The 13543-nt window shown below is 65.1% G+C and carries 11 protein-coding genes, 2 tRNA genes and 3 pseudogenes; 2 read left to right on the plus strand and 14 right to left on the minus strand.

Annotated elements, in window-relative coordinates:
- Positions 1 to 32: 32 nt before the first annotated feature.
- The 14 genes and pseudogenes from ACFDR9_RS10615 to ACFDR9_RS10680 all read right to left on the minus strand — a co-directional run bounded on the left by ACFDR9_RS10615 (position 33) and on the right by ACFDR9_RS10680 (position 12116).
- The gene (locus ACFDR9_RS10615; protein ID WP_409030975.1) at positions 33 to 653 is read right to left on the minus strand and encodes a hypothetical protein; all 621 of its coding nucleotides are present in this window, start codon (positions 651 to 653) and stop codon (positions 33 to 35) included.
- A gap of 27 nt (positions 654 to 680) precedes the next feature.
- Positions 681 to 1118 carry a tyrosine-protein phosphatase gene (locus tag ACFDR9_RS10620; protein WP_269746272.1) on the minus strand — a complete coding sequence of 146 codons (438 nt, stop codon included), beginning with the start codon at positions 1116 to 1118 and terminating at the stop codon, positions 681 to 683.
- A gap of 159 nt (positions 1119 to 1277) precedes the next feature.
- Positions 1278 to 1769, minus strand: a pseudogene (locus ACFDR9_RS10625) (hypothetical protein); the annotation flags it as partial.
- Positions 1766 to 2890 (minus strand): MGDG synthase family glycosyltransferase, encoded by a 1125-nt coding sequence (locus tag ACFDR9_RS10630; RefSeq protein ID WP_409030976.1) that lies wholly within the window; start codon positions 2888 to 2890, stop codon positions 1766 to 1768. The gene ACFDR9_RS10630 and the pseudogene ACFDR9_RS10625, both read right to left, overlap by 4 nt.
- Positions 2891 to 3315: 425 nt before the next feature.
- Positions 3316 to 3830: pseudogene (locus tag ACFDR9_RS10635) on the minus strand (transposase); the annotation flags it as partial.
- 325 nt (positions 3831 to 4155) lie between these two features.
- Complete coding sequence (locus tag ACFDR9_RS10640; RefSeq protein ID WP_409030977.1) at positions 4156 to 4497, minus strand: hypothetical protein; 342 nt, start codon at positions 4495 to 4497, stop codon at positions 4156 to 4158.
- A gap of 85 nt (positions 4498 to 4582) precedes the next feature.
- Positions 4583 to 5467, minus strand: coding sequence for a UPF0149 family protein (locus ACFDR9_RS10645; RefSeq protein WP_409030978.1), 885 nt, complete (start codon positions 5465 to 5467; stop codon positions 4583 to 4585).
- Positions 5468 to 5651: 184 nt separating this feature from the next.
- Complete coding sequence (locus ACFDR9_RS10650) at positions 5652 to 6215, minus strand: recombinase family protein (RefSeq protein ID WP_409030979.1); 564 nt, start codon at positions 6213 to 6215, stop codon at positions 5652 to 5654.
- A 14-nt stretch (positions 6216 to 6229) separates the two neighbouring features.
- On the minus strand, positions 6230 to 7315 hold the full coding sequence (locus ACFDR9_RS10655) for a YhcG family protein (RefSeq protein ID WP_409030980.1): 1086 nt from the start codon (positions 7313 to 7315) through the stop codon (positions 6230 to 6232).
- A 476-nt stretch (positions 7316 to 7791) separates the two neighbouring features.
- Positions 7792 to 7868: transfer RNA gene (locus tag ACFDR9_RS10660), tRNA-Met, on the minus strand.
- 81 nt (positions 7869 to 7949) lie between these two features.
- Positions 7950 to 8026 (minus strand) — tRNA-Met (locus ACFDR9_RS10665).
- Between the two features lie 89 nt (positions 8027 to 8115).
- The gene (miaA, locus tag ACFDR9_RS10670; protein WP_409030981.1) at positions 8116 to 9072 is read right to left on the minus strand and encodes a tRNA (adenosine(37)-N6)-dimethylallyltransferase MiaA; all 957 of its coding nucleotides are present in this window, start codon (positions 9070 to 9072) and stop codon (positions 8116 to 8118) included.
- Positions 9073 to 9207: 135 nt separating this feature from the next.
- Positions 9208 to 11142 (minus strand): DNA mismatch repair endonuclease MutL, encoded by a 1935-nt coding sequence (gene mutL / locus ACFDR9_RS10675; RefSeq protein WP_409030982.1) that lies wholly within the window; start codon positions 11140 to 11142, stop codon positions 9208 to 9210.
- Positions 11143 to 11189: 47 nt separating this feature from the next.
- Positions 11190 to 12116 (minus strand): peptidylprolyl isomerase, encoded by a 927-nt coding sequence (locus ACFDR9_RS10680; RefSeq protein ID WP_409030983.1) that lies wholly within the window; start codon positions 12114 to 12116, stop codon positions 11190 to 11192.
- Positions 12117 to 12371: 255 nt separating this feature from the next.
- Between ACFDR9_RS10680 and ACFDR9_RS10685 the strand changes: the two genes are divergently transcribed.
- Complete coding sequence (locus tag ACFDR9_RS10685; protein ID WP_017877245.1) at positions 12372 to 13016, plus strand: VTT domain-containing protein; 645 nt, start codon at positions 12372 to 12374, stop codon at positions 13014 to 13016.
- Positions 13017 to 13157: 141 nt separating this feature from the next.
- Positions 13158 to 13543: pseudogene (locus ACFDR9_RS10690) on the plus strand (hypothetical protein); the annotation flags it as partial.

The following is a 13543-nucleotide window of genomic DNA, read 5'->3' on the forward strand; positions in this document are numbered from 1 at the left end:
TGCGACGCGCCGATCGGATAAAAAACGGGCGCCTAGCGCGCCGCCTTGCCGCGCAGCGCTTCCAGCGTCTTCGGCAGGCTGTCCTTGCTCAGACTATCGACGATCCACCCCATGCCGATCGGCACCGGACCTGGATCGGTGTAGACAAAATACTTGACCACGGTTTTGCGCTTGTCGGCCGGGGCCGGCGTCAACTGCCAGTAGCCGGTGGTGTCGGCGATGGTCTCGTCCGGCGTCAAGCCGGCCGACGGCAGCATCTTCCACGACAGCTGGCACAACTGCGCGCTGCTCTTCGCGTCCATTTTTAAACGGTAGCGCTTGCTTTTACCCATCGGCAGTTTGAGCGTCATATCTACCAGCGTGGCGTCGACGCCGCGTGTCACCACGGTTTTCGCCACGCTCGGCATGAAGCCCGGGTAGCCGGAAAAATCCTGGATGATGGCGCACAGCGCCGGCAGCGGCGCGTCGATGATGGTGGCGGCCAGGAAGGACTTGCCGGCGGCGCCGGCCTGGCTGGCGTCGAGCATGGCCACCTTGGACTCGGACAGCGTGGCCGTGTCGATGCCCGGCTCGGCGGCGGCCGGGACGGGGTCGGCCAGCAGGCAGGCGGGCAGCAATACTGCGGTGATCTTGCGCATAATTGTGTTTGGCATCAGTTTGGCATCATGTTGGTGGCCTGCTCAGGCTTGTTCGACGCCGCGGCGGATCGCCTCGACGTCGACCTTGCGCAGATAGCGTTCGATATTCTTCCACATCGTATGGTAGCCGTAGCCGCCGTTCTTGAGTTCGTCGAGCGCCTGCTCCTTGCTGCGCTGCTGGTACAGCACGCGGTACATGGCCGCGACCAGCCCGGTGCGGTCGGCGCCGTGCAGGCAGTGCAGCAAGACCGGGCCGTCGCGCTCGGCGCCGCGGATCGCCCGCAGCGCCTGCACCATCTGAGCGTCCTTGATATGCCAGGTATTGATCGGAATGCGCACCGTGCGGATGCCGCTGTTGGCCAGCAATTTGTCGTCGGAGTGCAGCGCGCGCAGGCTGACCACGGTTTTCACGCCCAGCGCCTGCAGCCGCACCACATCGGGCCGTTTCAGCCTGGCGCTGCGGTAAAAGGTCGGCGTCACCCGGTGCAGGTTCGAGGCCGCCTCGACTTGCGTGGCCCACAGCGGATCGCGGGCGGACTGCGCCGGCGCCGGCTCCTGGGCCGCCGCCGGCTTCCACGCGGCGAACCCGACGGCGCCGGCCGGCGCCAGCAGGGGAGCGGAAAGGCGTTTTGTTTTATTCCTATAAGAAAAAGTGAGCAAGGCGGCGGCCAGCGCCAGCGACACCCAGTAATCGGTCGGCGCCAGCCACAGCCAGTGCTTGTGCCAAGCCACGTGGACCGGGTCGAAGCGTGCCAGGCCATAGGCCGGATTCAGGACGAACCAGAGGAAGTCCTCGACGATCCAGAACAGCATGATGCAGCCGAGCGCGCGGCACTCCAGGCGCGGCGACCACTGTTGCATGAAAAAGAATGGAAAATGGAAAAACAGCGCGATGAAGGGGAACACCCAGGCGTGGTAGCCGGTCATCGCCCGCCCGCCCCAAAAGATGTCGAGCAGCCAGTGCTGCTCGACGCGCCAGGTCGGCAGGTTGGCGGCCCAGCCGGCCGGCCCCTCGATCTGGATCTCGGTCTGCGCAAAGAACAGGCCGAGCAGCAGCACCCAGGCCAGCGTCAGGGCGATGCGCAGCGCCTGCCGCCGCGGCGGCAATAACGGCGTCGACGGCGCCGTCATGCCGGCAAGCCGCCCAGCACCCGTTGCAGCACTTGGCGCGCGGCGTCGGGGCGGCCCAGCGCCCTGGCCTTGGCGGCCATCTCGGCCAGCTTGGCCGGATTCTCCAGCAGGTGGCGCACGCGGTACTCCAGCGTCACGGCGTCGAAGGCCTTCAGCGCCACGCCCTGTTCGAGCAGGAAGTCGGCGTTGCGCTCTTCCTGGCCGGGAATCGGCGAATTGACGATCATCGGCAAGCCCATCGCTAGGCATTCCGAGCTGGTCAGGCCGCCCGGCTTGGTCACCACCAGGTCGGCGCAAGCCATCAGCCGCTCGACTTTGTCGGTGAAGCCCTGCGCCAGCAACCGGCCCGGGTGGCGCGCCGCCAGCGCCTGCAAGGCCGCCAGCGCCGCGGCGTTCTTCCCGGCCAATACGATCAACTGGAAATCGCCGTCCAGCGCCAGCAGCCGTTCGGCCACCTCGTCCAGGCTGCCCAGTCCGGCGCCGCCGCCCATCAGCAGGAAGGTGGTGCGGGCCAGGTCGAGCCCGAACCCGCGGGCGCACTCGGCCCGGTCGTGCGCCCGGGCGAAGGCCGGCATGATTGGAATGCCCGTCACGTGGATGCGCTCGGGGCCGATGTCGCAGGCGCGCATGCGGAACGCCACCTCGTCGCTGGCGGCGAAATAGCCGCTCATATGCTCGTGCACCCACATCCGGTGCAGGTCGAAGTCGGTGACCTGGACCCAAACCGGGCAGTGCAGTTCGCCCTTGCGCAGCGCCCGCGACAGGATTTCGGCCGGCAGGAAGTGCGTGCAGACGATCGCGTCCGGCTTGAACGCGGCGATTTCCTTCAGCAGCGCGCGGGTGTTGAGGCGCTCGACGCCGCGCCGCAGCCGCTGCATCGAACTGTCGGGCTGGGCCTCGTTGGTGGCGTGGTACAGATAGCCCCACAGCGTCGGCGCCTTGTTCACCAGCGTGATGTAAAAGTCGGTATACAGCTTGCGAAAGCCGGCCGTCACGAAGTTCATCACGTCCAGATGGCTGGCGACGACGTCGGCGCCGGCGTGGGCGCGGATCGCCTCGGCCGCGCGCATGTGGCCGGCGCCTGCGGAAACGCTTAACAAGAGGATTTTTTTCGGTGTCATCGGAACAGTGGGGTGGTCCCGGCATGCGCCGGAGGTGAATCGGGTAGCGGGAATCGGCTGGCCGCCGGCGCGATCCGGGGCGTTGCCGCCGCCGCGCGTGCGCGGAAGCAATCATACCAGATTGCGTAATTGATAAGTCGTCGCTGCTCAACGGGGAAAACCGCTAGACGGCGTAACTATCCCGAATCATTTTATGCCGCCAAATTCGGTAACGACTCTATAGCTCGACGACCGGCTTTCTCCGCACTACCGAGGTTTGCCAGCTGCGAGAGCGCACCTCAGGACGATCGTAAGCGGTAAGCCGACGGCGTTATTGACGTGACTGGCGTTCGTTGCCTTGGCAAAGGTCGGAGCGCAGTAAATTCTTGGCGAACATCGTCTTCCAAACGCGCGGCTTGGGTTGTTCGACCAACGACGCGCGGCGCATGCGTGAAGCAAATCTCGTCGCGTTCGCCGTATATCGGCCAGAAATAGGTTGCTTCATCTTGCCGGGGCTTGCCCGGCCGGCCTTGATCGGCACTTCGCCCATCGCCTTGACGCGGCTGGCCCGTATCGATTCGAGCTGCGCGTCGTAGATTGGTTCAAGAAGCGCCACGGTCGATTGCATTAGTTGTGTCAATTGCGGCCGGCTGACGCGGATGCTGGCGTCGTCGAGCCGGCGGTGCTGGCGGTGCAGCGGCAAGTGGTAGTCGAACTTGTCGATCACCATGCCAGCGACGAAGCTGACGTCGGCGCGGCTGCCGTCGATCACACCGACCGGCGCGGGCGGGCACGACAGCGCCTGCGAGTCCTTGCGCTTGATCCCGGGCCGCACGTACTTGAGCACGACATAGCTGCCTGGCCCTTGCGCCAAGCGGTGCGTGACCTTCTCGCCGATCACCTCGTACTGGTCCGGCTTGAGCAGTTCCATGTCCGGGTTGGGCACCGCGATCACCTCCACCGAAATTCCAATAGCGGCGTGTCGGCAATGGCGTCGAAACCCACGCCGAGAACGCCCTGAACACCTTCCGGATCGGGATGGCGCTTCGCTTTTCTGGCCGAAGATTTTGCGCTGGAACCAAGCGACCTGGCGGCGCAAATTGACGATTTCGGGCGCCTGCTTGCCCACCAAGTCGGCCAGTTGCACAGGCGTCAGCGAAGGCGCATCTGCAGGCTTAGGGTGGGCACAATTGAGATCGGCGAGCATGTGGAAATGGTATTTCATGCGCCCGCGTTTGTGCTCGTTTTTTGCGGCGCCAGCACAGTATTTTTATAGCGTCGCCGCATCAGACCTCATCGCTGCGGTCGGCAACCTCAAGCTTGAACTGCCATCCCTCGAAACACATCAACGCATGTCCAAGTTCGTCCCAGGAGAACTCTTGCCCATCGATTGTAACGAGCGGCAAGCGACCCTCGGCGGCATCGTCCCAGCCGATGCGCCCTCGGACGGTCACCTCGATGATTTCCAGACCGAGCCTGCCGCGTCTTACGTGCGTCACCGCCAGGGCGCGGCGCATCTTTTCCACGAGACGCCCACACAGGGAAAATAAGTCTTCACGCGGATCGCCGACGATCTGGAATTCGTAGCCGCCCGGCGCGCCGGGAACACAGCACCCGGTAGCCGACATCGATTGACCCGTAGTTGATGGTGTCGTAGCCCGCCGTGACGGCGTCACATCCTTCACAGACGATTTCAGACATGCTGCTCCCTCCTCAGTGCAGTGTTGATGGCGCCGTTGGCGTACCGCCACAGCATTTTTTGACTTTCTTACCGCTGCCACAAGGACAAGGATCGTTGCGCCCGACCTTCGGTGTCGCCCGGAGGATGGGCATCGCCGGCATGGGCGCGTGGCCGGGCATCGCTCGCCGCGAGTTCCAATAGGCTGCGATCTCGACCAACGACGGCACTATGGCATCGATCCATCGGGCAGCATCGCCTTGCGTGTCGGTGATCGCAATGCCGTCTTCGGTCCCCAAACGCATGAATGGCGCGAACCAGGTCGGTTGTCCGACGGCGAGCAGGCTCCACGCGCGCTCGTCGAACTGGAAACCGCAGAGGAAACCATCTGACCATGCGGCGGCGCCGTAGTCTGCGCCGCGCATGAACATGGGCTCGAAACCGGCCGGGTCGGTGTTGAAAGCCTCGACGACTGCGTTGTAATGCCGCATCAGCAGCGAGAGGACGCGGTTCGCATGCGAGTTCTTGTCGAACACGGGTTCGGCCCGGCCATCGGCATGGTCCCATACCCATGGCAACCATGCGGACGGGGGAATCAGCCCGGGACCGATGGCGATCGCGGCAAGGTAGCCGTCGAGCATCGCGAGATCCATCGACGTCGATTCTATCGATTCGTCGGCAAGAAAATCATCAAGCTCGCAAAGTTCAGCATCGGACAAGCCGTGCATGGTTGGGTTTCGCTTGTCCTGGCCGGGCGGCGGGCCGATCACCGCGTCGATGCCCTGTTCATCACTGATGCGCATGGCCTCGTCCAGCGCCGCCTGGTCGGTCGGGAATAGATCATCCCAAACGGTCGAGTTACCGTGCTCGTCGACCACCTCGAGTATCCAATCCTCATTCTCTGCGCGATAGATTTCCACCTCGACACTCCTTCCGTTACGGCTTACTGTCCGATTCAGAGGGGAATAGATGATGGGCGTGTCGTCGTCGATGTTTGTTACTTTTTTTTCAATCCTGGTTGTTCTGCTTGTCGGTGCGTTCTAAAAGGGGAGAACAGGGGAAACGGGAAAAATCGTACGCTAAGGTTTTTTCCGGGTTGCTCAGTTAATTTGTGAGTTTGTTGCGGGCCAGCAGCCGCGCCACCGTAGACGGATGGACATTAAACAGGCGCGCGGATTCGGCGGCCGTTTTCTGACCGGAATCGACCAAGTGGACAATTTCCTTTTGTTGTCGCGCCGTGAGCTTGGGGCGACGGCCGCCGATGCGGCCTTCTCCGCGGGCGGCCAACAAGCCGCTGCGGGTGCGCTCGCGCAGCATGGCGCGTTCGAACTCGGCAAACGATCCCACGATCTGCATCATCATGCGTCCGGCCGGCGACGTGGTGTCGACGGCTTCGGTCAGGCTGAGGAATCCCGCGCCCGCCTTTTCCACCGTCTCCATGAGGGTCAGCACGTCCTTGAGCGAGCGTGATAGGCGGTCGAGCTTCCAAACGACCAGCACGTCGTCCTTGCGCAACTGATCGAGCAGGCGGCTCAGTTCGGGGCGATCCCAGCGGCCCGCCGACGCCTTCTCCTCGAATATTCGTCCGCATCCCGCCGCGGTTAACGCCGCGATCTGTGCCGTGTTGCCCTGGTCCTGGGTGGAGACGCGGGCATATCCGATTCGCATGGGGCAGTCCTTTCTTACTTGACTTCGGTTGCGGCCGGGCCGGGCCGATCCGGGCCGGGCCGATTATCCAGCCGCGCCCTCGACAGCGCCACCGCTTCATGCAGCTTTTGCTCCAGCAGTTGCCGGGACGGCAAGCCGGTCAGATACTCGGCGACGTGAATGCCGCTGTGGTCAAGTTCCAGCAGTTCTATCTGTTCACGGTTCTTGCTCGAGCAAAGAATAATGCCCAGTGGCGGCGCTTCGCCCGGCTCTTGTTCATGTTTGGCCAGCCAGCGCAGGTAGAGCTCCATCTGGCCCTTGTCGGCCGCCTTGAATTCGCCGAGCTTGAGTTCGATGGCGACCAGGCGCCGCAAGCGGCGGTTGTAGAACAGCAGGTCAATGTAAAAATCGTTGTTGTCGATTTGCAGCCGTTTTTGGCGGGCGACAAAGCTGAAACCAGCCCCCAGCTCCAACAGGAAATCTTCCAATTCACGCAGGATGGCGTCTTCGAAATCTTTCTCAAGGTAGCGATCGCGCAGCCCCAGGAAGTCCAGCACGTAGGGATCCTTCAGCACGAGGTTCGGGCCAAGTACCCCCTGGTCGCGCAGGGTCGCCAATTCGCTCGTCAGCAATTCGTCGGGCTTGCGCGAAAGCGCCGTGCGCTCGAACAGCATGGAGTCGAGCCGGCCCTGCAAGGTGCGCGTGCTCCAGCCCTCGTCGCGACACATCTCCAGGTAGAACTCCCGCTTGAGGGGATCGTCGATGTAAATTAGGCTGCGCAAATGGGTCCAGCTCAATTGTCTACTCAGCGCGTAGACAATCTCCTCGGTCTCGAACACCTCGCCAAAGCGCAGCATGTGGCGCAGGTTCTTGGCGCCGAAGCCGCGCCCGTGTTCGACTTCTAATTGTCGCGCTAGCGACGCGACGATCTGTTCGCCGTAGCCGGCCCGCTCCCCTTGGAGCACCTCGGCACATATGCGCCGGCCAATGCGCCAGTAAAGCATGGTTAAGGCGGAATTGACCGTGGCGGCCAGTCCGGCCCGCGCTTCGCCGATCAGGACGCGAATGTCGCCGGCCAGACCGGTTGTTGCTGCTGCGGCTTGCGTGTCTTGCGGTTCCACCAGCTTGCTCCTCGATACGGTTCGTTCAGCACAAACCTGTTGCCAATGACAATCATTATGCAATATATTTAAGCACCATGTGAACGCCATCGGAATCGTGTGCGGTGTCGTTTTCAGAAGGCGACTGCTCGAATGTCAGGAGTCGGTTGCATCGACTGAAACAGCTTAGCCCCCTGTGTCAAACTGTTGTGAGACAACTTCATCGCTCTAATTGAGGAAGTTGACACACATGGATTCTAAAATGACAATAATGGTTGAGCAGCCAGATGTTGGTCCGGATGGTTTTTCTGACGGGGCCTCGCAGGGAACCCGGTGGTGTCCGTCTGAGGTCAGTGTTGGCGCCATGGCTTGACGTTGGGATCCAAAAGGCCGGATGTCGACGAACGTCCTCGAACGTCAGCGAACAAAAAACCCGCAGGTCTCAAAGGGAGAGCTGCGGGTTTTCGGCCTTCTTGGTACTTCTTAAGACTAATTCTTGGTGGTGATAGGTGGACTTGAACCACCGACCCCAGCATTATGAATACTGTGCTCTAACCAACTGAGCTATATCACCCAACAGCCCGGCATGACCCGGTCGCTGGTAAAACAGAAATGGCGCAGTCTTGAACCGCTCCGTGCCGCCTCTGGATGTTCTTGGTGGTGATAGGTGGACTTGAACCACCGACCCCAGCATTATGAATGCTGTGCTCTAACCAACTGAGCTATATCACCCAACAGCCGAGCATTATCCGGGCTTCGCTTTTCTTTGTCAAGACAGGTGCCGGAAAAACTGCGTTTTCGCCTGCCGGCCGCTTCCAATGTTATTTATTTGACACCGTCATGTGCGCCAGCATCGCGCCGGCGGGGTCCGCGCCCAGGCAGTCGACGACGACGCGCTCGGGCATCGAGCGCAGCCAGGTCATCTGGCGCTTGGCCAGCTGGCGCGTGGCGATGATACCGGTCTCGCGCAGCGCGGCGAAGTCGATGCGCCCGTCCAGGTAGTCCCAGGCCTGGCGGTAGCCGACGCAGCGCATCGACGGCAGGCCGGGGTGCAGGTCGCCGCGCCGGCGCAGCGTCTCCACTTCGCCGATCAGGCCGCCGTTGCCGTCGTCCTCGGCCAGCATCGCGTCGAAGCGCGCGGCGATGCGGGCGTGCAGCACGGCGCGGTCGGACGGTTCAAGCGCGAACGACAGCAGCGTGAACGGCAGCACGGTTTTTTCGCGCAGCGCCAGCAGTTCGGACATCGGCTTGCCGCACAGGGCGATGATTTCCAGCGCGCGCTGGATGCGCTGGGCGTCGTTCGGCGCCAGCCGCGCGCCGGTGGCCGGGTCCAGCGCCTGCAGGCGGGCGTGCATCGCCGGCCAGCCCACCACGGCCGCTTCGGCCTCCAGTTCGGCGCGCAGCACCGGGTCGGCGCCCGGCAGCTCGTCGAGGCCGTCGGCCAGGCCTTTGAAGTACAACATGGTGCCGCCGACCAGCAGCGGCAGCTTGCCGCGCGCCGTGATGTCGGCCACCAGGGCCAGCGTATCGGCGCGGAACTGCGCCACCGAGTAGGCGTCGAGCGGGTCGAGGATGTCGATCAGGTGGTGCGGCGCGCTGGCGAGTTCGGCGGCGGTGGGCTTGGCGGTGCCGATGTCCATGCCGCGGTACACCAGCGCGGAGTCGACCGAGATGATCTCGGACGGGATGTGGCGCGCGATGGCCAGCGCGGCGGCGGTCTTGCCGGACGCGGTCGGACCCATGATGGCGACGGCGAGCGGTTTGGTGGTGTTTGTCATGGTGCGGTTCTTTGAGACGTGTGGGTGTTAAAGCAAGGGCGCAAACCCGGGGCCAGACCCTTCGCGCCAAGGCGAGAAGGCACGGCCCCGGCTGGTTGCCCGGAAGGGTAGTTTTTTGCGGCGGCCCGCTTGCGCTTATTGGCCGCGCAGGAACAGTTTGTCGAGCGCGCCGATGTCGACTTGCACCCAGGTCGGCCGGCCGTGGTTGCACTGGTCGGCCCGCTCGGTATGCTCCATCTGGCGCAGCAGCGCGTTCATTTCCTGCACCGACAGGATGCGGTTGGCGCGCACCGCCGTGTGGCAGGCGAGGGTGCCGAGCAGTTCGTTCTGGCGCTCGATCAGCACGCGCGAGCCGCCGTATTCGCGCACGTCGCGCAGCACGTCGCGCGCCAGCGTCTGGGCGTCGGCGTTCTTCAGCAGCGTCGGCACCGAGCGCACCGCCAGCGTGGTCGGCGACAGCGCGGCGATGTCGAAGCCGAGCGCCTTCAGCGTCTCCTGGTTGTCGTTGGCGGTGGCCACTTCGATGGCGTCGGCGTAGAAGGTGATCGGAATCAGCAGCGCCTGCACCTGCATGTCCTGGCCGCAGACTTGCGCCTCCAGCGCCGTTTTCAACTGCTCGTACAGGATGCGTTCGTGCGCGGCGTGCATGTCGACCAGCACCAGGCCCTTGGTGTTCTGCGCCAGGATGTAGATGCCGTGCAGTTGCGCCAGCGCGAAGCCGAGCGGATGCTCGTCCTGCGCCATCGCCGCCGCCGAGGCCGTGTATGGCGTGGCCGGCTGCGCCGCCGCCGGGCCGGCGCCGGCGCCGAACAGCGCGCCGTAGCTGCTGCTGCTCTGGGCCACGCCGCCGCCGGCGGCGGCGTCGTGCAGCGCGCGCGCCGACGGGCCGAACGGCGACGGCGAGAACGTCGCCGAGAACTGCGGTCCGAACGAGGTCTGGGTTTGCTCGCGGCGCCACATGCCGGCGCCGCCGCCCGCCGCCTGGTCCGCCGCGCCCGGCTCGGCCGCGCCGCCGCCCAGGCCGGCGCCGGCCGGTTGCGGCGACTGCACGCTGCCGAAGGCGGTGGCCGAGGTCTGCGCCAGCGCGCGCTGCACCGCGTGGAAGACGAACTGGTGCACCGCGCGGCCGTCGCGGAAACGCACCTCGATCTTCGACGGGTGCACGTTGACGTCGACCAGCGACGGGTCCAGGTCGAGCGCCAGCACGTACGAGGGGAAGCGGTCGCCGTGCAGCACGTCCTGGTAGGCCGCGCGCACCGCGTGCACCAGCAGTTTGTCGCGCACGTAGCGCCCGTTCACGTAGAAGAACTGGCCGTCGGCGCGCGCCTTGGAGGCGGTCGGTAGGCCGGCGAAGCCGTGCAGGCGCAGCGGCCCGGCCGTTTCGTCGAGCGCCAGCCGGGCCTGGGCGAAGCCGTCGCCGAGGATGTGGGCGCTGCGCCTGGCCATTTCGCTGACGTTCCAATGGTCGATGGCGCGGCCGTTGTGGGTCAGCGAGAACGACACGTCCGGGCGCGCCAGCGCGATGCGCCGCACCACCTCGGCGCAGTGGCCGAACTCGGTCTGCTCGGACTTCAGGAACTTGCGCCGCGCCGGCGTGTTGAAGTACAGGTCGAGCACGTCGACGGTGGTGCCGTGCGCGCCCGACGAGGGCGCCACGCCGCCGGTGTGCGAACCGACGATTTCCCAGGCGTGGGCGGCGTCGGCGGTGCGCGAGGTGACGGTGACGGCGGCGACCGAGGCGATCGAGGCCAGCGCCTCGCCGCGAAAGCCCAGCGTGCCGACGTTTTCCAGGTCGCTCAGCGAGGCGATCTTCGAGGTGGCGTGGCGCGCCAGCGCCAGCGGCAACTGCTCGGCCGCGATGCCGCGGCCGTTGTCGGTGATGGCGATGCGCTTGACGCCGCCTTCCTCCAGCCGCACGGTGATCTGCGTCGCGCCCGAGTCGAGCGCGTTCTCCAGCAATTCCTTAACGACGGCGGACGGCCGCTCGACCACCTCGCCGGCGGCGATTTGCGAAATCAGTTGGTCGGGCAGGGCCTGGATCGGGCGGTGGGGCGTGATGGGAGCGTTCATGCCCAGATTATAGCGTTTTGGCGGGCCGCCGCGCCGCCGGGTTTTTCTCAGTTTCCGGCTTGCTCGCGCACCGGAATGGGCGCGTTGCATAGCTCGACGTAGCCGGCCGCGACCTTGCTCCATGGGCCGCCGCGGTTGCGCTGCGCCTCGACGGCGGCCTGGTAGGTCGCCGTCTCGGTGCGCATCACCTCGATATGGCTGCGCTCGGCCGGGGCGACGTCGGCGGCCAGGCGGATCGCGCTGATCGGCACGTTTTTCCCCGGCTGGTCGTAAAAGCCCATCGCCGCGGCGCCGCGCGGCAGCGTCGACAACAGCGGCATGCCGGCGACGACGCGGCCGATGACGGTGATGTTGCGGTCCAGGTGGCGCGGCGCGTGGCCGATCACCGCGTACAGCTCGGCGCCGCCGCCGCTGTCGCTGGCGTTGTCGCGTCCGACCCCGACCGTGCCGTAGCAGTGCGCCAGCCAGGCCGTGCCGCTTTTCGGGTCGCGCGCCGACGGGAAGCCGTTCGAGTGGCCGACCTGCGCCGCGTAGCCGTCGCGGTCGGGCAGGCGGGTGAAGGCGCCGGCGCTCTTCAGCGGCACGGTGAATTCGCCGGCCAGCGTGCGCTGCGCCGTTTTCATCGGCTTGGGGTTCTTCTCGTCCGGGTCGCCCCACTGCACCACCCAGTTGTCTTGCGAACGCAGGATCGCCAGGCCGTCGTAATACCGCTCCCGCACCAGCGCCTTGATGTTGGCGACGTGCCTGGGCGCGAACGCCGGCGCTATCTCGATGACGACGCGCCCGGCCGGGATCTCCAGGTACAGCGTGTGCTCCGCGTCGAGCGGGCGCCAGTCGGACGCCTTGGACGCCTTGATGACGTCGGCCAGGGTCGGCTTGGCGGCGGCCGGGCCGGCGCCGGCCAACGCCGGCAAAAGGGCCAGCGCCAGCGTCGCGGCGGCGCGGCCGGTTGGTACGGAGGTGAAAGCGTGCATGTTGAAGACTCCTGGCAGGGGCCGGAACGGGGCGGCGCCGCGGTCTCGGTTGCCGGCGATTGTAAACTGGAATATAGTCAATTAGGAAACTTCCGGCTTGGCCGGATTGGCGCCGGCGCCGCGTTGGCCGGCGCCGCCCCGGCCGATCACGCCGCCCGGCGACTATTACCGTGATAATCACGAAAATTCCCGACGCGGAGCGCCGATCCGTCTCTGCCTTGGTGTATGATTCCGCCGCGACCTTTAGGAAAATATATGGATTTTGTGCAATTACTCGACATGCTCGTGCATGTCGACAAGACGCTTGGCATTCTCATCGCCCAATATGGCACGCTGGTCTACGCGGTGCTGTTCGCAATCATTTTTTGTGAAACCGGGGTGGTGTTTCTGTTTTTCTTCCCGGGCGACACGCTGCTGTTCATTGCCGGCGCCTTTTGCGCGACCGGGCACATGGACCTGCGCCTGTTGATGTTCCTACTAGTGACGGCCGCCGTTTCCGGCAGCACCCTCAATTACTGGATCGGCGAGGCCATCGGCCACCGCGTGTTCACCCACGACTACCGTTGGATCAACAAGGATGCGCTGCGCCGCACCCACGATTTCTTCGAGAAACACGGCGGCAAGACCATCATCCTGGCGCGCTTCGTGCCGGTGGTGCGCACCTTCGCGCCCTTCGTCGCCGGGGTTTCCGACATGACGCACACACGCTACCAGTTGTACAACGTCACCGGCGCGCTGATCTGGGTGGTCGGCCTGGTGACGGCGGGTTACTTCTTCGGCAATATTCCGCAGGTGCGCGACAACCTGACCCTGATCGTGTTGATCGGCGTCGGCGTGGCGGTTGTCCCGATCATGCTGGGCGGGCTGTGGAAGCTGAGCCGCAAAATGCTGCGCCGCTAAGCCATTTCCCGCACGCAAGGCTGCGGCGCCCGCCGCAGCCGGCCGTTTTCAAGATATTTCTCCAGTGCATGGCCGGCACGTCTCAAGTTTCCCCCTGTTACTGCCGTATACCAGAGTGTATTTTTCACTTTCTGGAATCCCATGCGCAACCTGATCGCCCTGTTAGCTGGCAGTTTCATCACGATGGCGGCGGGCGCGAACGACGCCCCGGCGCCGGCGGCCAAGGCCGCGGCGGCCAAAACCATTACCGACTCGGCCTTGCCGAAGCAGATCTCGTCGCCGGTGATGCAAAAGAACGTGCTCGCGCCGGTCGGGCCGGGCGCCGCCGCGCTGTCCAGCCGCGCCAAGGAGGAACAGGCCGAGGTCGACCTGTCGGCGAAGATCGCCGCGCGCCTGGCCGAGATGCGCGCCACCCAGGCCGCGCGCGTGGCTGGCGCCGCGCGCGCCCGCAAGGCGGCCGGGGGGGGGGGGGGGGGGGGGGGGGGGGGGAGGGAGGGGGGGGGGGGGGGGGGGTGTTCACAGAACCC

The organism is Janthinobacterium sp. CG_23.3, from assembly GCF_046115965.1.
GTDB lineage: Bacteria > Pseudomonadota > Gammaproteobacteria > Burkholderiales > Burkholderiaceae_D > Janthinobacterium.